Source organism: Pseudomonas sp. 2(2015) (genome assembly GCF_000955865.1).
GTDB lineage: Bacteria > Pseudomonadota > Gammaproteobacteria > Pseudomonadales > Pseudomonadaceae > Aquipseudomonas.
In genome coordinates this window covers 43122-67700 of the sequence record NZ_JYOF01000003.1, presented here as the reverse complement: position 1 = coordinate 67700, position 24579 = coordinate 43122, and the positions used below count along the sequence as shown (strand labels likewise).

Genomic DNA, 24579 nt, shown 5'->3' with positions numbered 1-24579 from the left:
TCCCTGATGAGGTCCGAACCATGTATCAGTATGACGAGTATGACCGTGCGCTGGTGTTCGAGCGCGTGGCGCAATTTCGCGATCAGGTGCGCCGGTTCATTGCAGGCGAACTGAGTGAAGAAGAGTTCCTGCCCCTGCGCCTGCAAAACGGCCTGTACCTGCAAAAGCATGCCTACATGCTGCGCGTGGCCATTCCCTACGGCACCTTGGGTGCCCGGCAGCTGCGCACCCTGGCGCAGATCGCGCGCGAGTACGACCGTGGCTACGGCCACTTCACCACGCGCCAGAACATCCAGTTCAACTGGATCGAACTGGCCCAGGTGCCGGACATCCTCCAGCGCCTGGCCGAGGTCGAGATGCATGCGATCCAGACCTCCGGCAACTGCGTGCGCAATATCACCACCGAGGCCTTCGCCGGGGTGGCCGCCGACGAGTTGCTCGACCCGCGGCCGCTGGCCGAGATCCTGCGCCAGTGGTCGACCATCAACCCGGAATTCCTGTTCTTGCCGCGCAAGTTCAAGATCGCCATCTGCTCGGCCATCGAAGACCGCGCAGCGATCATGATGCATGACATCGGCCTCTATCTTTACCGCGACGGCCGCGGCCAGATGTGCCTGCGGGTGATGGTCGGCGGCGGCCTGGGGCGCACGCCGATCCTCGGTTTGCAGATTCGCGAAGGGCTGGCGTGGCAACACCTGTTGTCCTACGTCGAAGCCATCTTGCGCGTGTACAACCGCCATGGCCGGCGCGACAACAAGTACAAGGCGCGGATCAAGATCCTGGTCAAGGCGCTGGGCATCGAGGCGTTCTCCCGCGAGGTGGAGGAGGAGTGGCAACACATCAAGGACGGCCCGGCGCAACTGACCGAGGACGAATTCCAGCGTGTCGCCGCCGCCTTTGAACCACCGGCCTACGACAGCGTCATCGATGATGAGCTGGCCTACGACACCCACCTGGCCCAGGATCACGCCTTCGCCCGCTGGGTGGCCTGCTGCGTCAAGGCGCACAAGGTCCCGGGTTATGCCAGCGTGGTGCTCTCGACCAAACCGGGCGATGCCTCGCCACCGGGCGACCTGACCGATGCGCAGATGGACGCGGTGGCCGACTGGTCGGAGCAGTTCGGTTTCGGCGAGATCCGCATTGCCCACGAGCAGAACCTGATCCTTCCCGACGTGCGCAAGCGCGACCTGCACGCGCTATGGCGCCTGGCCTGCGAGCGCGGCCTGGGCACCGCCAACATTGGCCTGCTGACCGACATCATCGCCTGCCCGGGCGGCGACTTCTGCGCCCTGGCCAACGCCACCTCGATCCCGATTGCGCAGTCGATCCAGCGCCGCTTCGATGATCTTGACTACCTGCACGACCTGGGTGAGCTGAGCCTGAATATCTCCGGCTGCATCAACGCCTGCGGCCACCACCACATCGGCAACATCGGCATCCTCGGCGTCGATAAAAACGGCAGCGAGTGGTACCAGGTGACCCTCGGTGGCGCCCAGGGCAAGCACAGCACCCTGGGCAAGGTCATCGGCCCGTCGTTCAGCGCCGCCGAGATCCCCCAGGTCATCGAGCAGATCATCGCCACCTACTGCGCCTATCGCGAGCAGGATGAACCCTTTGTCGACACCGTGCGCCGGGTCGGCCTGGAACCCTTCAAGGAACGTGTCTATGCCAAGCGCCCGGAGGAGCTGATATGCGTAATGTGATTGGCCTGCGCAACGGTGAAGCGCAGTTGATCGAGGACGATTCCTGGCAGCTGTTGCGCGAACCCGGCGAGCTGCTGCCTGACGGCCTGGTGATCTTGCCCCTGGCCAGCTGGATTGCCCGCCGTACCCAGCGGCCCTTCGGCCGTGATGGCGTGTTGCTGGGCCCGGATGACGAGCTTGAGCCGCTGCGCCCGTGGCTGCCCCAGGTGCCACTGATTGCCGTGGATTTCCCGAGCTTTCGCGACGGTCGTGGCTACAGCCAGGCCTACCTGCTGCGCAGCCGCCTGGGCTGGCATGGCGAGCTGCGCGCGGTGGGCGACGTGCTGCGTGACCAGCTCAGCCATATGCGCCAGTGCGGTTTTGACAGCTATGCCGTGCGCGAAGACAAGTGTGCCGAGGATGCCCTCAAGGGCCTGGCCGGCATGAGCGTGCTGTACGGGCGTTCGGTGATCGAACCACGGCCGCTGTTTCGTCGACGCTGACGCCGTCGCCGGGTTCGGGCTACCATGCCGGATCGCCCGTTCGACAGGATGTTGCTGCATGCCATTCACTACCCGCGTTGCCCGGCCCAGTGATGCCGAGGCGCTGAGCATCATCGCTGGCCAGACCTTTGCCCTGGCCAGCCCGCCAGACGCTGGCGCGCCGGCATTACAGGCGTACATCGACACGCAGTTGCAGCCCGAGCACTTTGTCTTGCACCTGCTCAATCGGCGCAAGCGCCTGCGCGTGCTCGAGCACCAGGGCACGGTGGTGGGCTACAGCCTGGTCGACAGCACACCCGAGGTATTGGGAATTGCTGAAGCGGACGGCTTGCCGGAGCTCAGCCGCTGCTACGTGCTACCCGAGCACCATGGCCACGGCGGCGCCCAGCGGCTGCTCGACGACACCCTGGCGCAGGTGAGCGGCGCCATTCGCCTGACCGTCAACGAACAAAACGCCCGGGCGATCCGCTTCTACCAGCGCAATGGCTTTAACAAGGTCGGCGAGGCCGTGTTCGAATGCGGCCCGGAGCGCCACCGCGACTGGGTGATGGTCGCGCGGCGTTGATAAAACTGGTTAAAGTGGCGTTCACCTCTTATTGCTCAAGGTTGTGTTCATGACTGATCTCAGCGCATTCCCGATCACCCGCAAATGGCCGCCCAAACAGCCCGAGCTGCTGCAGCTGTATTCGCTTCCCACGCCCAACGGCGTCAAGGTGTCGATCATGCTCGAGGAGATCGGCCTGGCCTACGAGGTGCACAAGGTCAGCTTCGAGAGCAATGACCAGCTCACCCCCGAATTCATCTCCCTGAGCGCCAACAACAAGATCCCGGCGATCCTCGACCCCAACGGCCCTGGCGGCCAGCCGCTTGCGCTGTTCGAGTCCGGGGCGATCCTCATCTACCTGGCGGAAAAAACCGGCAAGCTGCTGCCGGCCGACCCGGCCAAGCGCTACCAGACCCTGCAGTGGCTGATGTTCCAGATGGGCGGCATCGGGCCGATGTTCGGCCAGCTAGGGTTCTTCAACAAGTTCGCCGGCAAGGACTATGAAGACAAGCGCCCGCGTGACCGCTACGTGGCCGAGTCGCGGCGTTTGCTCGGGGTGCTCGACAAGCGTCTTGAAGGGCGCGACTGGGTGATGGACGAGTACAGCATTGCCGACATCGCCATTGTGCCCTGGGTGCGCAACCTGATCGGTTTTTATGAGGCGGGCGAGCTGGTCGGCTTTGACGACTTTGCCAACGTCAAGCGCGTGCTCGCGGCGTTTGTGGCGCGGCCGGCGGTGGAGCGGGGGCTGAAGATCCCGGGGTAGTCTCCGGTATTTGTATGCTGCCCCTGCCGGCCTTATCGCCGGCAAGCCGGCTCCCACAGGATTAGCGCTGTTCTCAGGATTGGAGCAGTCCTTGTGGGAGCTGGCTTGCCAGCGATGAGGCCGGTACATTCAAATCAGAACACCTGCCGAAACACCCAGTACAACCCCCCGGCCAGCACAATCGCCGCCGGCAAGGTCAGCACCCAGGCCATCAGCAGGTTGAACAGGGTGCGCATCTGCAAGCCCGAGCCATTGGCAACCATGCTCCCGGCCACCCCGGACGACAGCACGTGGGTGGTCGACACCGGCAGCCCGTACATGTCCGCCGCGCCAATGGTGCACATCGCCACCAGCTCCGCCGAGGCGCCCTGGGCGTAGGTCAGGTGGGTCTTGCCGATCTTCTCGCCGACGGTCACCACGATGCGCCGCCAGCCGACCATGGTGCCCAGCCCCAGGGCGATGGCCACGGCGATCTTCACCCACAACGGAATGTAGCGGGTGGCGCTGTCGATCTGTTGCTTGAACAGCTGCACCTTGGCCCGGGTATCGGCATCGAACTGCGCCAGCTGGTGCTTGTCGATCAGGCGGATGGCCTCGGAGGTCAGGTACATGTCGTTGCGCACGTTGGCCATGGCCTCAGCGGGCACCCGGTTGAGCGAACCGTAGCCTTTGACTTCGCTGCCGATCATCCCGGCCAGCGCCGCCAGGGCCGGCAGCAGTTCGTCGCTGGCCTGTGGCTGGCGGATGAAGGCGCTGAGGGTCTGTCGTGGGTCCGCCGGCGCTGCTTGCGGGGCGCTGCGCTGCAAAGCCTGCTGGGTGACCTCGGCGACGGCGGCGAACTGCAGCGACTGGTCGGCCGGCATGGTCCGGTTCAGGGCATAGGCCATGGGCAGGGTGCCGACCAGGATCAGCATGATCAGGCCCATGCCTTTTTGCCCGTCGTTGGAGCCATGGGCGAACGACACCCCGGTGCAGGTGAGGATCAACAGCCCGCGAATCCACCAGGGCGGCGGCGTGTTGCCGACCGGCGCCTGGTACAGCTCGCGGCGCTTGACCAGCATGCGCAGGGCCAGCAGCAATAGCGCCGCGCAGGTAAAGCCCACCAGCGGCGAGAGCAGCAGCGAATAGCCGACCTTGCTGGCCTGGGCCCAGTCCACGCCGCTGGTGCCGTCGCGCCCGTGCATCAGTGCGTTGGCGATACCAACGCCGATGATCGAGCCGATCAAGGTATGCGAGGACGAAGCCGGCAGGCCCAGCCACCAGGTGCCCAGGTTCCAGATGATCGCCGACAGCAGCAGGGCGAACACCATCGAGAAGCCGGCCGAAGAGCCAACCTGCAAAATCAGCTCCACCGGCAGCAAGGCGATGATGCCGAAGGCCACCGCGCCGCTGGACAGCAGCACGCCAAGAAAATTGAAACAGCCGGACCACACCACGGCCACCGACGGTGGCAATGAATGGGTGTAGATCACCGTGGCGACGGCGTTGGCGGTGTCGTGAAAACCGTTGACGAACTCGAAGCCCAGGGCAATCAGCAACGCCAGGCCGAGCAGCAGGAAGGGGGTCCAGGTGGTGACGACGGTGCCGGTGGCGTCGATGTCGCGCAACACGCTCCAGGCGGTGTATACAAGGCCGGCCACCAGCAGGCCGAAAAACAGGGTCAGGGTGGTACGGCCGGGTTTGTGATCCAGACGTGGGCGTGGATCGTGGTTGGCCAGCGATGGGCTGCCAGCCAGGGTCGGGGTGGTCATGATGACGGGTCCGGGTTACCAGAAAGGGTCTAGCCTTGCCCGGCCATGATAAAAACAATCGGTGACAGCACCGTGACCTCGGTCAAGGAAAGTCCTAGGATCAAGGAACCTGCCGATGGAGGGTAACGATGATCCGCTGCAAACGCGTTTATGACCCGCAGGACGCTGCCGATGGCCAGCGGGTGCTGGTCGACCGCCTGTGGCCGCGCAACACGCGCAAGGACCAGCTGCAGGCCCTGTGGCTGCCGCAGGTGGCGCCGTCAACGGCGTTGCGCCAGGCGTTTCATCAGGGTGAAGTGGATTATGCCGGCTTTGCCCAGCGTTATCGCCAGGAACTGACGGCGCAGCCGGCGCACTGGTGGAAACTGCTGGGCATGGCCGGGCAGGGCGACCTGACCTTGCTGTATGCCGGCAAGGACACCGGGCACAACAATGCCATGGTGCTGGCGCAATGGCTTGAGGATGAGCTGGAGCGCCAAGGGCCGGGGAGTTCGCCGGTGTGTTATGCCGACGAGTTCAAACCTTGACCCGCGAAGAGAACCACTATGACTGTGCAACTGACCCCCGCCAGCGACCAGCACCGCACCTTCGCCCGCGACCTCACCCGGCGGGCCATGCTGCCCTATTACTGCGAGTTCGACCTGCTCTGGCAGGAAGACGCCTTCGACCAGGCCTGGGGGTGGCGCGAGCAATGGCTGATCAGCGACGCCGAACAGCCGCTGGGTTACTTCAGCCTCAGCCAGGACCGCCAGGCCCTGTTCATCCGTGAACTGCACCTGCTCGAAGGTTTTCGCGGCCGCGGCATCGGCAGTTGGGTATTAACGCAACTGGCCGACTGGACCGGCCAACGGCACTTGCCGCTGCTGCGCCTGATGGTGTTCAGGAGCAACCCGGCGCAGGCGTTGTACTTGCGTCATGGCTTCGAGGCAGTTGGCGAGGACGAATGTTTCGTACGCATGCAGCGGCGAACTGACATTTTTACCAGTAGCGGCTGAGTGAACCTCGGGCATAGAGTCGACCGGGCATGGCAGTAACCGGATCAACTGACTCAAGGTGAATTCAAATGAGCACTGTCAAACCGTTTTCTCGATCTAATTCCAGCCTGGACGTGTCGCCAGCAGAAGCTGATTACGACGCTGTCATTCACGCCACCCTGACTATCCGCAACGCCAATGGCCAACCGGTACCGGGTGTTCAAGTGGAATGGAGTGAGCGTGATGGTAAAAAGCAAATCGAGATTGAAAACCCCACCAATGCCACTGACGCCAATGGCCGGGCGACCTGTGAAGTGAGAAATGGCACTGTGCCCATAAAACCCGGCCTGGGGGGCAAGGGCACCCTCCAGGCTTTTATCGGTGATGAGTATTTCCACGCTGACGTCAGCTTCCGTGACAAGCAATAATCTCGCTAGCGAGCTCCCCGTGTCGTCATAAGGACGACCCCCTGCTGACCAACGGTGGCCTCCAGCAGTTTGCCCTGCACCGGCAACAGGTCGCCAATCAGCAGGTTCTGCAAAATCGGCTTGCCCTCGAAGGTATTCGGCCCCAGCACCACCTGCTGCACACCCTCGACCCGCACCACCGCCTTGCCGACCTTGCCCAGGGTGTTGCCGCTCAAGGTCAGGGGGCCGGCCAGCGGCGTGGCATTGCGCAGGCTGACGGCGTATTCCGGGCTGTTGCCGATGCGGTTGCCGATCAGGCTGACGGCGCCGACCTCGCTGGCATCCACGGCGCTGCCCTGGCTGTTGCCGATCAGGTTGTCGCTGATCAGCAGCGGTGCGGCTGCGCTCGGCGTCAGGTTGCGCAGCTGGATGCCGTTGCCCCGGCTATCGCCAATCAAGTTGCCGCTCAGTAGCAGGGCACCCTGTTGCTCGCTGACCTCGATGGCCGCCTTGTGCGCGCCAAGGATCAGGTTGTGCTCGATACGTGCGCGGGTCTGGCCGCGCAGGCGGATGCCGCTGTTGTTGTCGATGCCGCGTAGCTGGTTATTGCGTACCACGACCTGGCTGTCGCGCACGTCGATGGCGTACTGCTGGGACTGGCCGAACTGGCTGTTGTCGATCTGCGCCTGGCTGTGTTGCAGCTCTACCGCGCTGGACAGTTCATTGAACTGGCTGTCGCGGATGATCAGCGTGGCCGGGCCGGTAGAGGCTGCCTGCTGGCTGCTCAGGGAGGTACTCAGGCCGCGCGAGAGGTTGGCGTTGTAGCCCAGGCGGTTGAGGGTCGAGCCGATCACCTGGGTGTGGCTACCGGCCCAGGCCACCACGAACGGCCGCCAGGCGCGCTCGGTGCTGCCCGGCTTGTCGCCGGCGACGCTCTCCAGGCGCGATTGGTTCAGGCCCAGCCAGCCCTGGTTGATCAGCGCCGTGCCGGAGTAGCTGTACAGGTACAGGCTGGTGCCTTCGAGCAGCAGGCCGCCATCGCTGGCGATCACCAGCGGGTAGCTGAGCAGGTAGCCGTCCTTGTAGCGCTTGATGATCTTCGGGTCGTTGAGGGCCTCGTGCAGTTGCGCCAGGCTGATGCTGCCGCCGCGCACCATTACCGCTTGCGGGTGATGCGCCTGGTAGCCGGCGATGGCGCGGAACAGGCCGTTGTTGACGAACGGCTCGAACGGCCAGCTGCCGGCCTGTGACGAGAACATCGGTTGCAGGCTGACACTGGCGCGGCCGGCCGGGCGCAGGCGTTCGCTGACCTGCAGTTGCACGGCCTGGCTGACCTGTTGCTGCAACTGCTGCAGGTCGCGCTGGTGTTCGGCGCTGTCTACCGCGCTCAGTGTTTGCTGCAGCGGCAAGCTCTGGCTGGCAGCCTGGGTCAGGGCGCTGAACAGCAGCGCCAGGCAGGAAAGGGTAAGCGGGCGGGCAAGCATGGCCATGACGGTTCGTCCTTGGGTTACGGCAGTGTGGGATAGAACGGCTTGAGCGGGCCGCCGATCTGGCTGTAGTTGTCGACCTCGCCATCCTCGCTGTCATACAGCTGGCGGGCCAGGCGGTTACCCGGGGCGCGCTGCAGGAAGGGGATCAGCCAGGCCAGTTTGTACGGGGCGACGTCGCTCTGCGATTTGCCCTTGAGCTCGGGCAGGCCGTCGGGGTCGAGGATGCTGCGGGCGGCGAAGTTGGCCAGCAGCTCCAGGGTCTGCTGATCGTCGCTGCTCCACGGCAGGTCGTTGGCCCGCGCCGACTCGGCCAGCAACACCAGCGGCACCAGGGCGTACTGGCTGTAGGTGGCGGCCAGTTTGCTGCGCGCCACTTCCAGCGGCAGGTAGGCGTAGCTGCCGTCAGCGGACTTCACCGCCTGCTGCAGGCCGCGGCGCAGGTTGCCGTCGGCCCACTGGATGAAGTCGTCGCGCTGCACCAGCATGCCGGTCGCCGCCACCGCCCAGGCCGCCCAGTAGTCGTGGTTGTTGAACCAGGTAAAGCCCGGGGTGCGGCGCGGCTGGTACTCGGCGATGATGCGCTCGCCCAACTGGTTGAACCAGGCCTGCTGCGCCGGTGACAGTTGCAGCTTGGCGTCACTGGCGGCCTGGGTCATCAGCAGGGTCGAGGCCATGGCCGCCACCGCCCATTTGCGCGCGGCCATGCCGGTGCTGCTGGCGTCGGGGTTGAGCAGCGCACCGGCCTCGGCCCAGCGCTCCAGCCACTGGTCCTGGCAAGCCAGGGCCATGTTCGCCTCCTGCGGATTTTTTGCCCGCTGGAAGCGCTTGCTGGCGTAGATCAGGCCGCCGATGAACTGTTTGACCTGCTTGCCGATCTGTTCGCTGTTGGCGTCCGGGCTGCTGCGCAGGGTCGACTTGCTGGCGTCGCGCTGGTCGTATTTGCTTTGTAGCTGCAGGCTGCCGGTGTAGGGCGGCGGTACTTCCTTGCTGCAGCTCAAGGTGCGGTAGTCGGCGATCATCGCCGATTGCGCGGTGGCCCGCGGTGGCCAGATCGAGCTGGCCGCCAGGCTGTCGGCCAACTGCAGGCTGGCGCACAGACCCAGGCCCAGCGCAGTCCAGGTCTTTACAGGCATACGCGGGTTTCCACTTGGGTGGCGGCGGTGCCGGGCTTGGTCGGCTCCATGAACACCGACAGCAGGTTGGCCCCGGCAAATTCCTTGGCCCGGCTCAATTCAAGGTAGTACTGGCCGCCGCTAACCACCGCCTCGCGGCGAAACCAGACCTTGTCGCGGGCGCCGTTGTCGTAATAGACGATCACGTAGAAATCCTTGACGTTCTTGTCGCTGATGCGGATATCGAGAAAGCCCTGGCCGTTGCCGAGGTGCTTGCGGTTTTCGCCTGCGTTGCTGAGCAGTTCGATGCGCTCGTTGACCCGCAGCGGCGGGCGCTCTACCCGGTTGGCCAGGACTTCGGTCGACACCGGGCAACCGCCTTTGATCGCCGGGATCAGCTGGCGGTACATCTGCTCGGATTCCAGCTGGTAGTTGGCCGGCAGCTCCCAGATGATCAGCTTCGGTGGTGCCTTGGGCTTGTAGTTCTCTGACAGCAGGTATTCGAGCAGCGAGCCGTCCTGGCCGACGCCGGGCAGGGCGTAGTTGAGGATGTCGACCTCAAGGTACTGCTTGAGGTAGCCGTCGAAGTTGAACTGCTTGCTCTCGTCTTCACGGGCGGCGGCGTTACTGTCGCCAACCAGGATCACCTCTGGGTCCGGCGCGTCGTCGAACAGCGCATCGGCACCAGCGGCCTCGGGGATGGTCTGGTAGCCGCGCACGTACTGGAAACCGTAGTTGTTGCCGCAGATATAGCTCAGCGCCAGGTTCAGGGTGCCGTCCTTGGGCACCATGACCCCGGGTTCGGTGCGGTAGCTTTTTTTGCTCAGGTCGGCGTAGAACGGCTGGCGACGGATTTCTTCGGCAACCAGCCGCGCCGTAGCTTGGGCACCGGCCGGGGTCCAGTGGTGGTCACGGCGAAAGAAGAACTCGCCCTTGGGCGGGGTGTGCACCAGTTGCATCAACGGCGGCACCACCGCGCCACCGGCGCGCAATTGCTGCAGGTAGTTCTCCAGGTTGCCGCTGGCGCGGGCAAAGTCGAAGCCATGCAGCTTGTCGGCGTAAAGCTTGTCGCGGTGCATCAGGCCACGGGTCGGTTGCACCGCCATGGCCACGTGGATGCCCTGTTGGCGAAAGGCGGCCATCAAACGTGCGAACTCCGGGCGCATGGGCGCCGGGATGCCGAAGTCGTTGGTCAGGTCGACCGCCGAGCGGAACAGCCAGCGGTCCTTGGCCGGGACGATTTCGCGCATCAGCTTCATGCGCCCTTCGGCGTAATTCTGCGGGTTGCTCAGGCCCGGGCAGACCATGCACTCAAGGCTCGTGCAGCTGGCCTTGGCGGGCTCTGCGGCCACGCTCGGCGCGCTCAGCAGAGGGCCCAGCAGCGCCGCCAGGCCAAGGGGAAGAATGCGCTTCATGATCACTCGCTCGGGTCGATGCTGTTGGCCAGGCTCATGCTCTGGTAGCCGGCGCCCTTGGGCAGCAGCACATAGCTATAGGAGCGGCCCTTTTTCAGGAACAGTTCGTCGAACTGGGCAACGTTCTGCTCATCGACGTAGGCGGCAAAGCCGATCTTGATCTCGTTGACCATGCGGCTGCCGGTCTGGTCCTTGCCCAGCGGGTCGACGATCACGTGCTTACCATCGACGGTTTTCAGCGCTGCCTGGGCCGGGGTCAGGTTGTAGAAGGCGACCTGGGCCTTCTTCGGCTCGTTGACGTACTTGTCGGCGATCAGGGTCAGCTTGCTGCCATCAAAGACTACAGTGCTGGCGGCGTTAGCCTTGAGCTGCGGCTCGATGGCATAGCCGCCGACGGCGATCTTGTGCGCGCCGGCCGGGGTGAAGCGGTAACCGCTGAGCTGGCCGGCGGCGACCCGTTGCGCGGTGATCTTGCCGCTCAGGGTCACATCGATGTTGCTGCCGGACAGGTTGAGCACGCGCACGAAGGCCGAGTCGGCCGGGGCCACGGCGTCGTAGAGGTCGGCGTTGCCTTCGGCGGCATGAACGGCGGCGCTGCCCAGCAGCAGGGCGGAAGTGGCGAGCAGGCGTTGCAGTGCAGTGTTCATCAGTCTCTCCTTAGAAATGTTGGGTCTGGCCGGGGCGGCTCAGCGAGCCGAGGCGGTGGGCGAGCAGGGTGCGCAGGGGGAATTCCCAGACCACGGTGTCGATCTCGGGGTTGCTCAGCTGGTCGCTGGCAAGGAACTGGCTCATGGCCTCGAACGGCCCGCGGGCTTCCACCGACACGCTCAGCAAATCGCGATTGAGTGCCTCCTTGAGAAAGCCGACGAAGTTCCAGTCATCGATCTTGCTGTAGCTGGTACCCACCAGCATCAGGCTCTGGGTTTCGCTGGCGAACAGGTCGCTGGCGCTCTGTTCGGCCTTGAGGGTTTCGTACAGGGCGATCTGGTTGGGGCCGAACTGCGGCGCCAGTTGCGCGTGGTTGAACTGGATGTAGTTCATCAGGTCGCCCTTGACCGTCTTGTCGGCGACTTTGTGCGACAGGTAACGCTGGTCACCGAGCAGTTCCGGGTGCTGGCGGGCCAGCTCGTAGGCACTCAGGCGCGCGCCCTGCGGGCTCCAGTGGGTGTCGGACTTGAGGAACAGCTCGGGGCCGGCAAGGTTGGCCAGAAGTGCCGAGCGCAACGGCGTGACGGCAATGGCCTGCGCCTGCAGGCGCTCGACGAAACGGTCGTAGAGGCTGATCGCCCGTGGGTCGACGGCGCGTTGGGTGTGCGCGGCATAGACATCGACCTTCATCGGCAGCGGCAGCACGATCAGGCGCTTGTTGTGGGCCTTGAGCTGCTGCTCGACCTCGGCGATCTGCTTGAGCTGGCCGTCGAGGTTGGCCTCAAGGTTGTTCGGCACGCGGTATTCCTGGTTGGTGTAGAGCCAGCCGTCCTTGCCCAGCACCACGCCCTTGGTGCCTTCCTCGAACAGTCGGTACTGGGCGTTGGCCCACAGCTCGACCGACGGCTCACGCAGGAAGAAGCGCTTGTCGTAGACCTGCTCGAATTTGCGCAGCAGTTTGCCGTCGACGAACAGGTTCCAGGCGTCGCTCTGGTTGCGGGCAAAGCTCAACACCGGGGGCAGCGAGTAGACAAACATGCCTGCCAGCAGGACGCCGAAGGCAATGCCGTTGACCTTGCTGGCCGAATTCATGACCGGGTACATGGCGGTCTCCTAGAACTGAAAGTACAAAAAGGGCGAGAACGAATGCGCCGCCAGGCTGCTCAGCGCCAGGGCAAAGCCGGCCCACAGCAGCAGGGCCTTGAGGCCGCCGACATGGCGCATGAAGTACTGCTCCTTGTTGCCGGCGTAGAAGCGCACGTTGTTGCTGCCGGCCAGCACCAGCCAGCACAGGGCAATGGCGGCGAACGACATGGCCATCTTCGAGGCGCCAAGCACGTACAGGTCCAGCGAACCGAGGCCGTTGAGGCCGAACAGCGCCTGGTAGATGTCGATGCTGTGGCGCAGGTCGTTGGTGAAGAACAGCGGCATGCTCAGGATGATCAGCACGAAGGTGCGCAGGTTGCGGCCCAGGTGATAGGGCGTGGTGATCTTGGTCGCCAGGTTGAATTTGCGCTCGATGACCATGCCCAAGCCAAAGAACAGCCCCCAGCAGATAAAGGCGAAGCTGGCGCCGTGCCACAGCCCCGACAGCAGCATGGTGTAGACCAGCGCCGGCAGCGCCCCGGCGATGCGCTTGCGCACCAGCGGCATGTACACGTAGTCGCGCAGAAAGTGCGCCAGGGTCATGTGCCAGCGCGCCCAGAACTCGGTGATGCTCTGCGACACATACGGCTGGTTGAAGTTTTCCGGAAAACGGAAACCCATCATCAAGGCCAGGCCCAGGGCCATGTGGCTGTAGCCGGCGAAGTCGAAGTACAGCTGCAGGGTCGAGACCACCAGGCCGAACCAGGCATCGCTCAACTGCAGGGTGCCTTCGCTGATGAACAGCACGTTGATCGGCGCCAGCTGGTCGGCGATCAGCACCTTCATGATGAAGCCGAGCATGAACCGGCACACGCCCAGCGAGAACAGCTCCAGCGAATGGGTGCGCTGGCGCAGCTGCGGTGCCAGCTGGCTGTAGCGCAGGATCGGGCCGGCCACCAGGTGCGGGAACAGCGCGACGAAGGCGGCGAAGTCGATGAAGTTGTTGGTCGGCGTGGCGTCCTTGCGGTAGATGTCGACGATGTAGCTCAGGGCATGGAACACATAGAAGGAGATACCCAGCGGCAGGAAGATCGTCTCCAGGGTGAAGGTGTTGATGCCCAGCGGCGCGAGCAGGGCGGCCAGCACCTCGGCGCCGAAGTTGGCGTACTTGAAGTAGCCCAGGGTCGACAGGTTGCCGATGATGCCGATCCACAGCAGGCGGAACGCCCAGCGCTTGTCGCCGGCATCCAGGCGCGCCTTGATGCGCAGGCCGAACCAGTAGTTCCAGTAGGTGATGGCGACGAACAGCAGCAAAAAGTCCGGCCGCCACCAGGCATAGAAGATGTAGCTGGCGGCGACGATCACCGTCGAGCGCCACGGCGCCCGGGCGAGGAAGTACACGGCCAGGAACAACGGCAGGTAGAGGAACAGGAAGACGTTGGAGGCGAAGATCATCTCGGGTTCCGTCCTTAGTAGCTGACCACGACGCCGAAGGTCAGCTGGTAGTCATCACCACTGTCCAGGGCGTTGCCGGCGTTGAGGTAGCTGGCGCTGACCAGGGCGTTGACGTCCAGGTGCTTGCCGTCGATGGCCACTGGAAACATCTTCCAGTAGTAGTTGAGGTCGAGCATCTGCCCGACGTCCTTGCCGCCGCCGTGGTTGCCCTGGGCAATGGCGCGGTTGCGCTCGCTGCGCTGGTCGCCTTCAAGGCGAATCGGCAGGGTGCCGTTGGCATCGCGCAGCTTGAGCTCGGTGAGGCGAAAATCCAGGGCGCTGCGCGGTGTCGGGTTGGTTTCCAGGGCGATGCCGTAGTAGCTCAGGTTGCGCAGGTCGAGGCTGACGAAAGAGCTGGCCAGGCGCGTGCTGTAGCTGCCCTGGCGGGTGATGCGGTCGGACTGGATGGCATTCAGGCGAAAGCCGTCGTTGTCGTTGCTCGGCTTGTCGGTCAGGCCGCCGCGCAGGGCCACCCGTGGTGTCCATGGCAGGTCGTGGAAGCGCTTGCCGATTTCGCCCAGGGCCGCCCAGCCGCTGGCGTTGTGGCCGCTGCTGGTGAGGCCGTTGACATCGGTGTTGTCGACCTTGCCGTCCAGGCCCGCGAGTTCCAGGTGGTAGTCACTGAACAGCGGCGTCAGGTCAAGATCGTCAGCCTTGAAGAACAGCCCGTAGCGCATGCCCTTGAAGTCGTAGCGGTCTTCGGCGTCGTGGCCGCTGTGGTCATTCTCGTGCATCAGGCGCACGCCGGCCCAGTTGTGCTCGCTCCAGCGGTAGGCGTACTCGCCCATCAGGTAGGTGGTGCGCTCCTCGCTGTCGGCCAGGCGATTGACGTCGCTGTTGTAGTTGTAGAACTTCTGCGCCACGGCGACAAAGCCACGGGAGAAGGTGTCGTTGTAGTTGAAACGCAGCGACTCGATGCTGTCGTCCCACCAGATGCCGTAATCGTCGAAATAGCGCTGGCGCCCGGCCGACAGCGAAAAACGCGGGTCGTCGCCGAGCAGGTTGCGTTTCACATACAGCTCGCGCAGTTCGGCGTACCAGCCTTCGGGCTGTTCGCGGTCGAGGTTGTTGGCGTTTTCGTTCTGCACGCTGGCCGACTCGCTGGAGTCGTAGTTAAGCCACAGGCGGCCATAGACCATCCACTTGGCCCAGCGTTTTTCCGGCGAGTACCAGGCGAACGACGGCTCGTAGCGCAAGCTGTAGAACATCTCGCGGCTGCGGCCGACTTCGGAGTTTTCCGGGCCGTAGCCGGTTTGCACGGTGAGCTTGTTGAAAAACTCCGAGGTGATCACCGGCTCGCTGCCATCGGCGACCCGCACCGGCTCGCTGCTGTCGGCCTCGGGGCCGGTGACTTCTTCCAGGGCGTGCGCCGGGTACAGCGGTGCCAGGGCCAGCAGGGCGCCGAACAGGGTGTGGTGGGCTTTCACAGGGTTGCCTCCTTCAACAGATCGTTGCGTGCCGCCAGGGCGCGCGCGATGTCATCCTTTTTCAGGGTCTTTTCCAGGCGCGTGACCAGGCTGCGGGCACCGTTCTCGCCCAGCGCCACGGCCACCTGGGCATAGGTGTAGGCCTTGACCGGGTCATGGCAGATGGCACGGCCGTAAGCGTGCAGGGTGGCCATGCGGTACCAGGCGGCGGTGGAGCCGGCCCGGGCCTGGGCCTGGAAGATCTGCAGGGCCTTGTCCTGGTCGGGCTGGTCGGCCACGCCCTTGCTGTAGTACTCGGCCAGCAGCAGCTCGGCGTCGGGGTAGCGGCTGGCAACCAGCTCGTCGATCAGTACGCGGGCCTTGTCCGGGTCCAGGGTCAGCCAGTTGTTGACCATGTAGAACGAGGCCTGCAGCGCCTTGGCCCGGGTCGCTTCGCGGGCCCGCACCTGGTCGATCAGCGCCTGGGTCTCTTCGGCGTTGTGCTCGGTGGGGTTGGAAATCATAAAGTTGGCCTTGGACACCATCGCCGGCACGAAGCCGCGCTCGACGGCGTTGTCACGCCAGCGATGGGCTTCGCCGCGGGCGAGGTCCAGGGCATCGCTGCGCTGTTTCTCCAGGGCCAGTTGCGCGGCGTCCGGCTGCACCCGCGCCGGGCCCATGGCACTGGCCTGGCGCTGGTAGCGGTCGGCTTCCTGCTCGGCGCGCTGCACGCTGTTGATGCTGTCGAGCAGCGAGCCGATGCGGTGCACGATTTCAACCGCCAGGGTCGGGCGCAGCGCTTCGAGGCTGCGGGCAAAGGCCGCGAAGGTGCGGTCCTGGTCGTCGCCGAGAAAGCGGTAGTAGCGGTCGATCGCCCGCACATCGACACGCACTGCCTGCTGGTACCAGCGCTCGGCGCCGGCGCGGTCGCCCTGGCGCTCGGCCAGCACCGCCTGGTACAGCTCGGGACGGCAGTTGAGCAGGCACGACTGTTGGTACAGCGCCAGCAACTGCGCCGCCTGTTCGCTGGAGACCAGCTGCGGGTACACCAGGAACACCTCCAGGGTGGTACTGGCATTGCGCGGGTCGAGGGTCGCCGGGTAACGCGTCAGGGCCTGGGCCATCCACTGCTGTTGGCCCTTTTGCAGGCTCGGGGTGCGGTCCAGCAGGCGCGCCAGCGAGGCCAGCGCCGGCACCTGGCCGCGGCCGTCGGCAAACGCCTCCTTGTACAGGGCGATGACGTCTGCGCGGCTGGCGCCATCGCTGTTAGCCAGCACATCACCGAGCAACAGCTTGGACGCCAGGTCACCGCGCTCGGCCAGGATGCGCAGGTCGGCACTGACATTGGCGCTCGGATCCTTGTACAGCGCGTAGCGGATCTGCTCCAGGCTTTGCCCGGCCAGGGCATTACCGGCACAGGCCAGGCCAAAGCCTGCCAGCAGCAGGCGGGAGGGCGTCTTCGCATTCATTGCCTATTCCTTCCTTGGGGGTGCTTAGCGCGACGCCGTGAACGGCAGGCCCAGGTACAGGTCCACCGCCACCGGCTTCTGGTACGCGGCGCGTGGCAGCGGGCTGTCGGGGGCGATGGTCAGGGCCAGGTTCTTGTTGGCTTCATCGACGCGAGAGTCGATGACCTTGCCGCTGAAGGTCTCATCCAGGCCGAACACCTTGAGGTCCACCGAGGTCACCCGGCCGATGTCGGCGAGCTTGTCGAACGGCACGTTGGCGGTGACGAACAGGCCTTCATCCCTGGGCAGCAGATGCACCAGTGGCGCCTGCTTGTAGCCAAAGCCGTCGAGGGGCTTGCTCGGGAAGTACAGCTCGCAGTCGCACGGGCTGTTGATCACGGTTTCGATGGTGGCGCGCCCGAGCAGGGTCTGCAGGTCGCCGGGCGCAAGATCGGCCAGGGCCTTCATGTCGGCCGGGCTGGTGAAGCTGGTGGCCAGCTGGGTGGAAATGCTCGCCACCGGCGCGCCGGCCTTGACCTCGGTCTGCCCCGGCGCCAGGAGGAACTTCACATAGCCGTTGTCGGGCATGCTGATGACCTGGGCATTGGCCGAGACCTGGGCCTGTACTGCCGGGATACGGAAGAACAGCAGGTAGCACTTGTAGGCGACAAAGCCCAGCGCGGCGAGGCCGGCGGCGGCATACAGCAGGGTGCCGAGGGTGGCCTTGAGGCGCTCGCTGGAGCTGCGCGCACTGGCGTACTTGTGCTTGCGTTCCTTGATGTAGTTTTCCCGCTGCATCACGTTGAACAGGCCATTGATGTCGGCGATTTCGCCCGACAGGTAGGCGCTGATGATGTAGCGCAGGATGTCGCGCTTTTGCGAATCGAGCTCGACGAACTGGGCGCCGACTTCCTGGCCGCGCTGGGAGACGATCTTGATCTGGCTGTCGATGTTCAGGTCGACCTGGTTCAGGCGCAGCTGGATCGAGGCGTGGTACAGGCTGCCGATCTTCAGCGGCTCGGGGTGGACCAGGCCGATGCCGCCCAGGGAGATGTCCTGCAGGGTGCTGTCGAACGGCGGCTGGCCGGCCGCGCTGAGCTTGACCCGGGCGTTGAGTTTGGTGCGCACGTACTGGCGTTCGTCGATGGCTTCGTGGACTACGTTGGCCGGTACTGCGGGTGTGCTTGAGCTACTCATGGCAGGCGCCTTTCCTTAACGTTGCGTGAGTTCGAGAAGAACCGAGATGACCCCGAAGAAAATCGCGATGGATGAAAACAGCATCGCCTTCGAGGACCAGCGGTTCAGGGCGGCATCGAAGTTGACGGCGCCGTTGCTTAATGTGGTTTTTTGCCGGGTCCAGCTCTGCTGGTCCATGTGGAACAGGGCGTAGACTTTCATCAGCGAGCCGATGATCTGGTTGTAATAAAGAACGAACGGGTACACCGGGCTGACCGGGTGGCCGGCGAACAGAAACAGCACGGTGACGATGCTGCGCGACAGCAGCACCCAGAACAGGTACACCAGCAGGTACTGGATGCCGAAGACGATGCCGGCGACCACCGAGGCGGTCAGGCCCATCAGGCAGGTCCACATCGACACCCGCTGATCGAGCAGCACATACAGGGTGAACAGGCCCAGGCGAGCGCGGCCGAGCAGGGCGGTGGCACGAAAGTTCTGGCGCAGCGAGTTGCCGTACCAGCGGAACATCAACTGGCGGGTGGCGCGCCAGAAGCTGTTGTCTGGTGGATGCTCGACGGTCAGGGTGTTGCTGTCGGGCACGTAGAAAGTGTCCCAGCCGGCGCGCATCAGGCTCAGCCACGACGACTTGTCGTCCCCGGTCAAAAACTGAAAGCGCCCCAGGCGCCAGTGCTGGAGAAAATCCGCCTCGACGTCGCGGATGAAGTCCGGGTCGGTCATGACGCTGGCGCGAAAGAACGACAGCCGTCCGGTCAGGGTCAGCACCCGGTGCGACAAGGCCATCGAGCACATGTTGATGTGCCGCTGGACGAAGCGCATCGAGTGCCACTGGCGCATCAGGCTGCTGCCTTCGACTTCGCAGAACTCGTTGGTGGTCAGGCCGCCGACGTTGGGCAGGTAGGCAAACAGCTTGACTGCACGCTCGACGCAGCCGGGCAGCATCATGGTGTCGCCATCGACCACGCCGACCACCGAATCCTCCAGCGGCATCTGCCGTGACAGGGCGCGAAAGGCATGGGCCAGGCCGTCACGCTTGCCGGTGCCACGGGCGCGGACGATGACCAGCTTGATGTCATCGCGGTCCTTGACCTCGTTGCGCATGATCTCTTTGATGAACTGCTCGTCGCCTTTCTCGACGATCGAGGCAATCACCGTGCACGGCACCTTCAGCCGCTGCACCTCCTGAAACACCGACTGGTAAACCTTGAAGGTGGTGTGGGTGGGGATGCGAAAACTGGTCACTACCATGAACATGTGCGCCGGCAGCGCCGCATCGCCCATGCGCTCGACCGCCTTGCGCATGCGCGGGAACTTCCAGTGCAGAAAGTACATGCCGCGCAGGTAATGGACGATGGCGTTGCCATAGCGCCACATGCCCAGTGCACCGATGATGAAGATGAACTTATGGTGCGCAGGGTCGAGGTACTGCGGCGCGACCATCTCCGACGCCAGCGCAATCAGGCCGAACAGGCAGGCCCAGGCGCAAAACCGCGCGCCTGCCTGCAGGTAGTCCGGCCGGCCCGAGGGCGGCTGTTGCTGTCGTTCCATGTAGTCGTTGCTCCTGTGTTCGGGCCGCACCCGGCTGAATGACATGCGCACTGTTCGCGCCTGGCCAGGACAAGGCCGGCCGGGCAGGAGGCAGGTGGGCAGTCAGTCAGGCGGGGCGCCTGGGTCAATCGCCGGGTACTCTCTGGATGGAGTACTTTCTGGCTGGAGTGCTCTGTGCTGGAGTACGGGGCCTTACCAGCAGATACCTTCACGCCGGGCATCGCTGCCGTGGGCCATGAAGCCGACCAGGTCGATGATCTGCTTGCCGTCGCTGGCATCCAGGGCTTGCGCAAAACGGTCATCGTTGTTGCCCAGCACCACCACCTCGGCGTCGCGGATCACCTGCTGCAGGTCGTTGCACAGCAGCGACGAAACGTGGGGGATCTTCGACTCGATGTATTCGCGGTTGGCACCGAACACCCGCGCGTACTCGACGTTGGCGTCGTAGATGGTGAGCTCGTAGCCTTTGCCGATGAGCATTTCCGCCAGCTCCACCAGCGGGCTTTCGCGCAGGTCGTCGCTGCCGGCCTTGAAACTCAGGCCCAGCAGGCCGATGCGGCGCTTGTCCTGGCGAGTGATCAGCTCGAAGGCGTTCTTCACCTGGTTGCGGTTGCTGGCCATGATCGAGGCCAGCAGCGGGTGCTCGACGTCCAGCTGGCCGGCGCGGTAGGTGAGGGCGCGCACGTCTTTGGGCAGGCACGAGCCACCGAAGGCGAAGCCGGGGCGCAGGTAGTAGCGCGACAGGTTGAGCTTGTAGTCCTGGCAGACCACATCCATCACCTCACGGCCATCGACGCCGGAGGCCTTGGCGATGTTGCCGATCTCGTTGGCAAAACTGACCTTGGTCGCGTGCCAGACGTTGCAGGTGTACTTGATCATCTCGGCGACTTCGATCGACTTGCGGATCACCGGGGCGTCCAGGCCTTGGTACAGCGACTGCAGCAGGTCGCCCGATTGCGCGTCCAGTTCGCCGATCACGGTCATGGCCGGAAAGTCGTAGTCCTGGATCGCGGTGCTTTCGCGCAGGAACTCGGGGTTGACCGCCACGCCGAAGTCGATGCCGGCGCGCTTGCCGGAGTACTTCTCGAGGATCGGAATCACCACGTTCTTGGCCGTGCCGGGCAGCACGGTGCTGCGCACCACGACGGTATGACGGCTGGCCTTGTCGCGCATGGCGGTGCCGATTTCGCGGCACACCGCTTCCATGTAGACCAGGTCCAGGTCGCCGTTTTTCTTGCTTGGGGTACCCACGCACAACAGCGACATCTCTGTAGCCAGTACTGCAGCCTGGACATCCGTGGTGCCGCGCAGGCGGCCATGGCGCACGCCATCGAGCAGCAGTTGCTCAAGGCCCGGCTCGACAATGGGCGACTTGCCCTGGTTGATCATGTCGATCTTGGCCGGCGAGATATCCACGCCCAGCACCTGATGGCCCCGTGCAGACAAACAACCGGCACAGACAGCGCCTACATAACCCAATCCAAAAATACTGATATTCATAGTTCCCTCTCCCAAGGTGCAGCGAAAGCTGACCGAGATACTCAGTTAAACGGCATGGTCGACGCGGCAGACGCGCAAGAAAAAGCAGCGCGCTAAAAGGAGGCGATGCAAGCGTTTTTTCGTTGTCTTATTACATCCTAAGGGAGTTTTTTTAACTTCGGCAAGCAGTCTCTAACTCTTGCTTGGATAAAGTTTAAATCTGCTCTGTTAAAGTTTAAAAACCCTTATAAATCAATAAGATAAAGTTTGTGGTTAGTTCGGCGTCAAAAATCCGATATCGGCATTTTGCCGAGAAAATGGCGCCAGAAAGCCGTTGCATCTGTGGCTTTTGACGATTTTCACGGTTTTTTTGACGGGGCTTTTGCATGCGCTATGGAACTTCTTTATTCTCCCCGCGCTGTTGTATTAGTGGCGGTTGATTTCGTCGGTGATGGCACTTTAGCTATTAAGCAAAGTTGTTGGCTTATTAGCGCCTTGAGTAACAAGTGTGGGGCAGAGTTGCAGGTTGTCCAGACAACCCCGGACAGGTAGGGCGGGCTTTGACTTGTGCCGCGCGGCTGATCGCGGCATAGTTCGGGCTTCGTTCGAGGCACGCCATTGACGGCTGTGTGCTCATCCATCCGGATGCTGGATAAAGGACGCCAAGCAAATGAACGGAATCGGTTCGCGTATCAGGGAAGAAAGAGAACGGCTGGGCCTGACCCAGCGCGCCTTTGGCGACATTGGCGGGGTAGAGCCCAACGCCCAGGGCAAGTATGAAAGCGGCGAGCGCACGCCCAAGGCCGACTACCTGGCGGCAGTGGCGGCGCGCGGGGTCGACGCGTTGTATGTATTGAGCGGAGTGCACACGCCGGTCGAACACAGCAGCCTGAACACCCAGGAAGAACAGTTGCTCAGCAGTTTTCGCCTGCTGCAAGAGGCCGACCAGGCTGCCGTCCGGCAGTTGCTCGGCAGCCTGGCCGAGCGTGCCCAGATGCCGCCGGCGAGAGCGGGCGGCTATGAGCGCGGGATGTACGGGCGACTGTCGGGTAAATGAAAAAATGACGTCAGGTAAATGACGTCTTCCGTTAGGTCTACGGCTGTATTTTTTGCTAAGGTGGCGGGATCCAATTACCGCCGCAGTGCGAGGTGTCTGCTTGATTAGGGTGCTGGTGGTCGATGACCACGATCTGGTGCGTACGGGCATCACGCGCATGCTGGCCGATATCGATGGCTTGCAGGTGGTGGGCGAGGCCGACTCTGGCGAGGCATCGCTGAAGGTTGCGCGCGAGCTCAAGCCCGACGTGGTCCTGATGGATGTGAAAATGCCCGGTATCGGCGGCCTGGAGGCAACGCGCAAACTGCTGCGCAGCCACCCGGACGTGAAAGTGGTGGCGGTGACCGTCTGCGAAGAAGACCCGTTCCCCACCCGCCTGTTGCAGGCTGGCGCCGCCGGCTATCTCACCAAGGGCGCCGGGCTGGACGAAATGGTCCAGGCCATTCGCCTGGTGTTTGCCGGCCAGCGCTACATCAGCCCGCAGATTGCCCAGCAACTGGCGCTCAAGTCGTTCCAGCCGCAAGGCTCGCCGTTCGATGCGTTGTCGGAGCGGGAAATCCAGATCGCACTGATGATCGTCGGTTGCCAGAAGGTGCAGATCATCTCCGACAAGCTGTGCCTGTCACCGAAAACGGTCAATACTTACCGTTACCGGATCTTCGAAAAACTCTCGGTCACCAGCGACGTCGAGCTGACGCTGCTGGCGGTCCGCCACGGCATGGTTGACGCCAGTCTCTGAGCGCATTCATGACACCTGTGTTCGATTCAAGCGCATTCCTGGCGACCTGTAGCGGTCGCCCGGGCGTCTACCGGATGTTCGACGCTGAGGCCCGGCTGCTGTATGTGGGCAAGGCCAAGAACCTCAAGAAGCGCCTCGCCAGTTACTTTCGCAAAGCTGGCCTGGCGCCGAAGACGGCTGCCCTGGTGGCGCGCATCGCCCAGGTCGAAACCACCATCACCGCCAACGAGACCGAGGCGCTGCTGCTCGAGCAGACCCTGATCAAGGAATGGCGGCCGCCGTACAACATCCTGCTGCGCGACGACAAATCCTATCCTTATGTCTTTCTTTCCGACGGCGACTACCCGCGCCTGGGCATCCACCGTGGGGCGAAGAAGCAAAAGGGCAAATACTTCGGCCCGTACCCCAGCGCTGGCGCCATCCGCGAAAGCCTGAGCCTGCTGCAAAAGACCTTTTTCGTCCGCCAGTGTGAAGACAGCTACTACAGCAACCGCACCCGGCCGTGCCTGCAGTACCAGATCAAGCGCTGCAAGGCGCCTTGTGTCGGCCTGGTCGAACCCGAAGAATACGCGGTGGATGTGCGCCACTCGGTGATGTTCCTTGAAGGCCGTAGCCACCAGCTGACCAACGAGCTGAACGCCGAGATGGAACAGGCGGCCATGGCTCTGGAATTCGAGAGGGCCGCCGAGCTGCGCGACCAGATCGCCTTGCTGCGCCGCGTGCAGGACCAGCAGAGCATGGAAGGCGGCAGCGGCGACGTCGATGTCGTCGCCGCCTTCGTCAACCCCGGCGGTGCTTGCGTGCACCTGATCAGCGTGCGCGGCGGGCGGGTGCTGGGCAGCAAGAACTTCTTCCCGCAAGTGGGCATCGAGGAGGAGGTGGCCGAGGTCATGGCCGCATTCCTCTCGCAGTATTACGTGGGCAACGCCGAGCGCGAATTGCCGGGCGAGCTGATCGTCAACGTCGTCCACGAGGATTTTGCCGCCATCACCGCCGCGATCGAAACCCTGCGCGGCCGCGAGCTGACCATCAGCCACCGGGTGCGCGGCACCCGTGCGCGCTGGCAGCAACTGGCGGTGACCAATGCCGAGCAGGCACTGGGCGCGCGCCTGGCTAACCGCCAGCACATGGCCTCGCGCTTCGAGGCCCTGGCCCAGGTGCTGGCCCTGGACGAAACCCCGCAGCGCCTGGAGTGCTACGACATCAGCCATTCCAGCGGCGAAGCCACCGTCGCCTCGTGCGTGGTGTTTGGCCCGGAAGGGCCGCTCAAGTCCGATTACCGCCGCTACAACATCGAAGGCGTAACCCCGGGCGACGACTATGCGGCCATGCATCAGGCCCTGACCCGGCGCTTTGGCCGGCTCAAGGACGGTGAGGGCAAGCTGCCCGACGTGCTGCTGGTGGACGGCGGCAAGGGCCAGCTGAACATGGCCCGTGAAGTGCTGCAGGAACTGGCGGTGCCCGACCTGATTTTGCTCGGGGTGGCCAAGGGCACCACGCGCAAGGCCGGTTTCGAAACCCTGTACCTGAACGACGTGGCCCACGAGTTCACCCTCAAGGGCGACTCGCCAGCGCTGCACCTGATCCAGCAGATTCGCGACGAAGCCCACCGCTTCGCCATCACCGGCCACCGCGCCCGCCGCGGCAAGACCCGCCGCACCTCGACCCTTGAAGGCGTCGCCGGGGTCGGCCCGAAACGCCGCCGCGACCTGCTCAAACACTTCGGTGGCTTGCAGGAGCTGACCCGCGCCAGCGTCGAAGAAATCGCCAAAGCACCGGGAATCAGTAAAAAGCTTGCCGAGTCGATTTATGCCAACCTGCATAGCGAGTAGA

Annotated in this window: 22 protein-coding genes; 10 read left to right on the top strand and 12 right to left on the bottom strand. The window is 63.9% G+C overall.

All coding sequences use genetic code 11. The features are described from left to right. Nucleotides 1–20 precede the first annotated feature (20 nt). The 4 genes from UB48_RS03120 to UB48_RS03105 are packed head-to-tail and all read left to right on the top strand — an operon-like array spanning nt 21 to nt 3495. Nucleotides 21–1703 carry a nitrite/sulfite reductase gene (locus UB48_RS03120; protein WP_045194032.1) on the top strand — a complete coding sequence of 561 codons (1683 nt, stop codon included), beginning with the start codon at nt 21–23 and terminating at the stop codon, nt 1701–1703. Next, nucleotides 1691–2185, top strand: a complete 495-nt coding sequence (locus tag UB48_RS03115; RefSeq protein ID WP_045194031.1) for a DUF934 domain-containing protein — start codon at nt 1691–1693, stop codon at nt 2183–2185. Before UB48_RS03120 ends, UB48_RS03115 begins: the two co-directional genes overlap by 13 nt. Nucleotides 2186–2243: 58 nt before the next feature. Then, nucleotides 2244–2750, top strand: a complete 507-nt coding sequence (locus tag UB48_RS03110) for a GNAT family N-acetyltransferase (protein ID WP_045194030.1) — start codon at nt 2244–2246, stop codon at nt 2748–2750. Nucleotides 2751–2799: 49 nt separating this feature from the next. After that, nucleotides 2800–3495, top strand: coding sequence for a glutathione S-transferase N-terminal domain-containing protein (locus tag UB48_RS03105; protein ID WP_045194029.1), 696 nt, complete (start codon nt 2800–2802; stop codon nt 3493–3495). A 134-nt stretch (nt 3496–3629) separates the two neighbouring features. Here the strand turns inward: UB48_RS03105 and UB48_RS03100 are convergent, their stop codons facing one another. After that, nucleotides 3630–5246 (bottom strand): inorganic phosphate transporter, encoded by a 1617-nt coding sequence (locus tag UB48_RS03100; RefSeq protein WP_045194028.1) that lies wholly within the window; start codon nt 5244–5246, stop codon nt 3630–3632. A gap of 128 nt (nt 5247–5374) precedes the next feature. Here UB48_RS03100 and UB48_RS03095 point away from each other — a divergent pair, with 128 nt between their 5' ends. The 3 genes from UB48_RS03095 (at nt 5375) to UB48_RS03085 (ending at nt 6648) form a co-directional block, all read left to right on the top strand. After that, the gene (locus UB48_RS03095; RefSeq protein WP_045194027.1) at nt 5375–5773 is read left to right on the top strand and encodes a DUF488 domain-containing protein; all 399 of its coding nucleotides are present in this window, start codon (nt 5375–5377) and stop codon (nt 5771–5773) included. An 18-nt stretch (nt 5774–5791) separates the two neighbouring features. Then, a complete protein-coding gene (locus tag UB48_RS03090) occupies nt 5792–6241 on the top strand; it encodes a GNAT family N-acetyltransferase (RefSeq protein ID WP_045194026.1) in 450 nt (149 codons plus the stop codon). Between the two features lie 68 nt (nt 6242–6309). After that, nucleotides 6310–6648, top strand: a complete 339-nt coding sequence (locus tag UB48_RS03085; protein ID WP_045194025.1) for an Ig-like domain-containing protein — start codon at nt 6310–6312, stop codon at nt 6646–6648. Nucleotides 6649–6653: 5 nt separating this feature from the next. Here the strand turns inward: UB48_RS03085 and UB48_RS03080 are convergent, their stop codons facing one another. The 11 genes from UB48_RS03080 to UB48_RS03030 form a co-directional block, all read right to left on the bottom strand. Beyond that, on the bottom strand, nt 6654–8117 hold the full coding sequence (locus tag UB48_RS03080) for a right-handed parallel beta-helix repeat-containing protein (protein WP_045194024.1): 1464 nt from the start codon (nt 8115–8117) through the stop codon (nt 6654–6656). A 17-nt stretch (nt 8118–8134) separates the two neighbouring features. Continuing rightward, on the bottom strand, nt 8135–9250 hold the full coding sequence (locus UB48_RS03075; protein WP_045194023.1) for a polysaccharide lyase: 1116 nt from the start codon (nt 9248–9250) through the stop codon (nt 8135–8137). Continuing rightward, nucleotides 9241–10644: an alginate biosynthesis protein AlgX gene (locus tag UB48_RS03070; RefSeq protein WP_045194022.1), complete on the bottom strand. Its 1404-nt coding sequence runs from the start codon at nt 10642–10644 to the stop codon at nt 9241–9243. The genes UB48_RS03075 and UB48_RS03070 overlap by 10 nt, the downstream gene beginning before the upstream one ends. A gap of 2 nt (nt 10645–10646) precedes the next feature. Beyond that, nucleotides 10647–11291 carry an alginate O-acetyltransferase AlgF gene (locus tag UB48_RS03065; protein ID WP_045194021.1) on the bottom strand — a complete coding sequence of 215 codons (645 nt, stop codon included), beginning with the start codon at nt 11289–11291 and terminating at the stop codon, nt 10647–10649. A gap of 10 nt (nt 11292–11301) precedes the next feature. Next, complete coding sequence (locus tag UB48_RS03060) at nt 11302–12396, bottom strand: alginate O-acetyltransferase (RefSeq protein ID WP_045194020.1); 1095 nt, start codon at nt 12394–12396, stop codon at nt 11302–11304. A gap of 9 nt (nt 12397–12405) precedes the next feature. Then, nucleotides 12406–13833 carry an MBOAT family protein gene (locus UB48_RS03055; protein ID WP_045194019.1) on the bottom strand — a complete coding sequence of 476 codons (1428 nt, stop codon included), beginning with the start codon at nt 13831–13833 and terminating at the stop codon, nt 12406–12408. Nucleotides 13834–13847: 14 nt separating this feature from the next. After that, a complete protein-coding gene (locus UB48_RS03050; RefSeq protein WP_045194018.1) occupies nt 13848–15299 on the bottom strand; it encodes an alginate export family protein in 1452 nt (483 codons plus the stop codon). Beyond that, nucleotides 15296–16747 (bottom strand): sel1 repeat family protein, encoded by a 1452-nt coding sequence (locus UB48_RS03045; protein WP_045194017.1) that lies wholly within the window; start codon nt 16745–16747, stop codon nt 15296–15298. The genes UB48_RS03050 and UB48_RS03045 overlap by 4 nt, the downstream gene beginning before the upstream one ends. A 24-nt stretch (nt 16748–16771) precedes the next feature. Next, entirely contained in the window at nt 16772–17923 is a 1152-nt protein-coding gene (locus tag UB48_RS03040; protein WP_045194016.1) for a PilZ domain-containing protein, read from the bottom strand. Between the two features lie 15 nt (nt 17924–17938). After that, nucleotides 17939–19471, bottom strand: a complete 1533-nt coding sequence (locus tag UB48_RS03035) for a glycosyltransferase (protein WP_082075380.1) — start codon at nt 19469–19471, stop codon at nt 17939–17941. A 192-nt stretch (nt 19472–19663) separates the two neighbouring features. Further along, the gene (locus UB48_RS03030) at nt 19664–20971 is read right to left on the bottom strand and encodes a nucleotide sugar dehydrogenase (RefSeq protein ID WP_045194015.1); all 1308 of its coding nucleotides are present in this window, start codon (nt 20969–20971) and stop codon (nt 19664–19666) included. Nucleotides 20972–21620: 649 nt separating this feature from the next. On the opposite strand from UB48_RS03030, the gene UB48_RS03025 reads away from it, so the two are divergent. The 3 genes from UB48_RS03025 (at nt 21621) to uvrC (ending at nt 24578) form a co-directional block, all read left to right on the top strand. Beyond that, nucleotides 21621–22007, top strand: a complete 387-nt coding sequence (locus UB48_RS03025) for a helix-turn-helix domain-containing protein (RefSeq protein ID WP_045194014.1) — start codon at nt 21621–21623, stop codon at nt 22005–22007. 100 nt (nt 22008–22107) lie between these two features. After that, nucleotides 22108–22746, top strand: a complete 639-nt coding sequence (gene uvrY / locus UB48_RS03020; protein WP_010221877.1) for a UvrY/SirA/GacA family response regulator transcription factor — start codon at nt 22108–22110, stop codon at nt 22744–22746. Between the two features lie 8 nt (nt 22747–22754). Further along, a complete protein-coding gene (gene uvrC, locus UB48_RS03015; RefSeq protein ID WP_045194013.1) occupies nt 22755–24578 on the top strand; it encodes an excinuclease ABC subunit UvrC in 1824 nt (607 codons plus the stop codon). The last annotated feature ends 1 nt before the right edge of the window (nt 24579 follow it).

What these genes read in the sequence shown, in the direction of transcription:
- UB48_RS03120 (WP_045194032.1), top strand. Translation starts at nt 21, where the DNA reads ATGTATCAGTATGACGAGTATGACCGTGCGCTGGTGTTCGAGCGCGTG.
- UB48_RS03115 (WP_045194031.1), top strand. Translation starts at nt 1,691, where the DNA reads ATGCGTAATGTGATTGGCCTGCGCAACGGTGAAGCGCAGTTGATCGAG.
- UB48_RS03110 (WP_045194030.1), top strand. Translation starts at nt 2,244, where the DNA reads ATGCCATTCACTACCCGCGTTGCCCGGCCCAGTGATGCCGAGGCGCTG.
- UB48_RS03105 (WP_045194029.1), top strand. Translation starts at nt 2,800, where the DNA reads ATGACTGATCTCAGCGCATTCCCGATCACCCGCAAATGGCCGCCCAAA.
- UB48_RS03100 (WP_045194028.1), bottom strand. Translation starts at nt 5,246, where the DNA reads ATGACCACCCCGACCCTGGCTGGCAGCCCATCGCTGGCCAACCACGAT.
- UB48_RS03095 (WP_045194027.1), top strand. Translation starts at nt 5,375, where the DNA reads ATGATCCGCTGCAAACGCGTTTATGACCCGCAGGACGCTGCCGATGGC.
- UB48_RS03090 (WP_045194026.1), top strand. Translation starts at nt 5,792, where the DNA reads ATGACTGTGCAACTGACCCCCGCCAGCGACCAGCACCGCACCTTCGCC.
- UB48_RS03085 (WP_045194025.1), top strand. Translation starts at nt 6,310, where the DNA reads ATGAGCACTGTCAAACCGTTTTCTCGATCTAATTCCAGCCTGGACGTG.
- UB48_RS03080 (WP_045194024.1), bottom strand. Translation starts at nt 8,117, where the DNA reads ATGGCCATGCTTGCCCGCCCGCTTACCCTTTCCTGCCTGGCGCTGCTG.
- UB48_RS03075 (WP_045194023.1), bottom strand. Translation starts at nt 9,250, where the DNA reads ATGCCTGTAAAGACCTGGACTGCGCTGGGCCTGGGTCTGTGCGCCAGC.
- UB48_RS03070 (WP_045194022.1), bottom strand. Translation starts at nt 10,644, where the DNA reads ATGAAGCGCATTCTTCCCCTTGGCCTGGCGGCGCTGCTGGGCCCTCTG.
- UB48_RS03065 (WP_045194021.1), bottom strand. Translation starts at nt 11,291, where the DNA reads ATGAACACTGCACTGCAACGCCTGCTCGCCACTTCCGCCCTGCTGCTG.
- UB48_RS03060 (WP_045194020.1), bottom strand. Translation starts at nt 12,396, where the DNA reads ATGTACCCGGTCATGAATTCGGCCAGCAAGGTCAACGGCATTGCCTTC.
- UB48_RS03055 (WP_045194019.1), bottom strand. Translation starts at nt 13,833, where the DNA reads ATGATCTTCGCCTCCAACGTCTTCCTGTTCCTCTACCTGCCGTTGTTC.
- UB48_RS03045 (WP_045194017.1), bottom strand. Translation starts at nt 16,747, where the DNA reads ATGAATGCGAAGACGCCCTCCCGCCTGCTGCTGGCAGGCTTTGGCCTG.
- UB48_RS03040 (WP_045194016.1), bottom strand. Translation starts at nt 17,923, where the DNA reads ATGAGTAGCTCAAGCACACCCGCAGTACCGGCCAACGTAGTCCACGAA.
- UB48_RS03035 (WP_082075380.1), bottom strand. Translation starts at nt 19,471, where the DNA reads ATGGAACGACAGCAACAGCCGCCCTCGGGCCGGCCGGACTACCTGCAG.
- UB48_RS03030 (WP_045194015.1), bottom strand. Translation starts at nt 20,971, where the DNA reads ATGAATATCAGTATTTTTGGATTGGGTTATGTAGGCGCTGTCTGTGCC.
- UB48_RS03025 (WP_045194014.1), top strand. Translation starts at nt 21,621, where the DNA reads ATGAACGGAATCGGTTCGCGTATCAGGGAAGAAAGAGAACGGCTGGGC.
- uvrC (WP_045194013.1), top strand. Translation starts at nt 22,755, where the DNA reads ATGACACCTGTGTTCGATTCAAGCGCATTCCTGGCGACCTGTAGCGGT.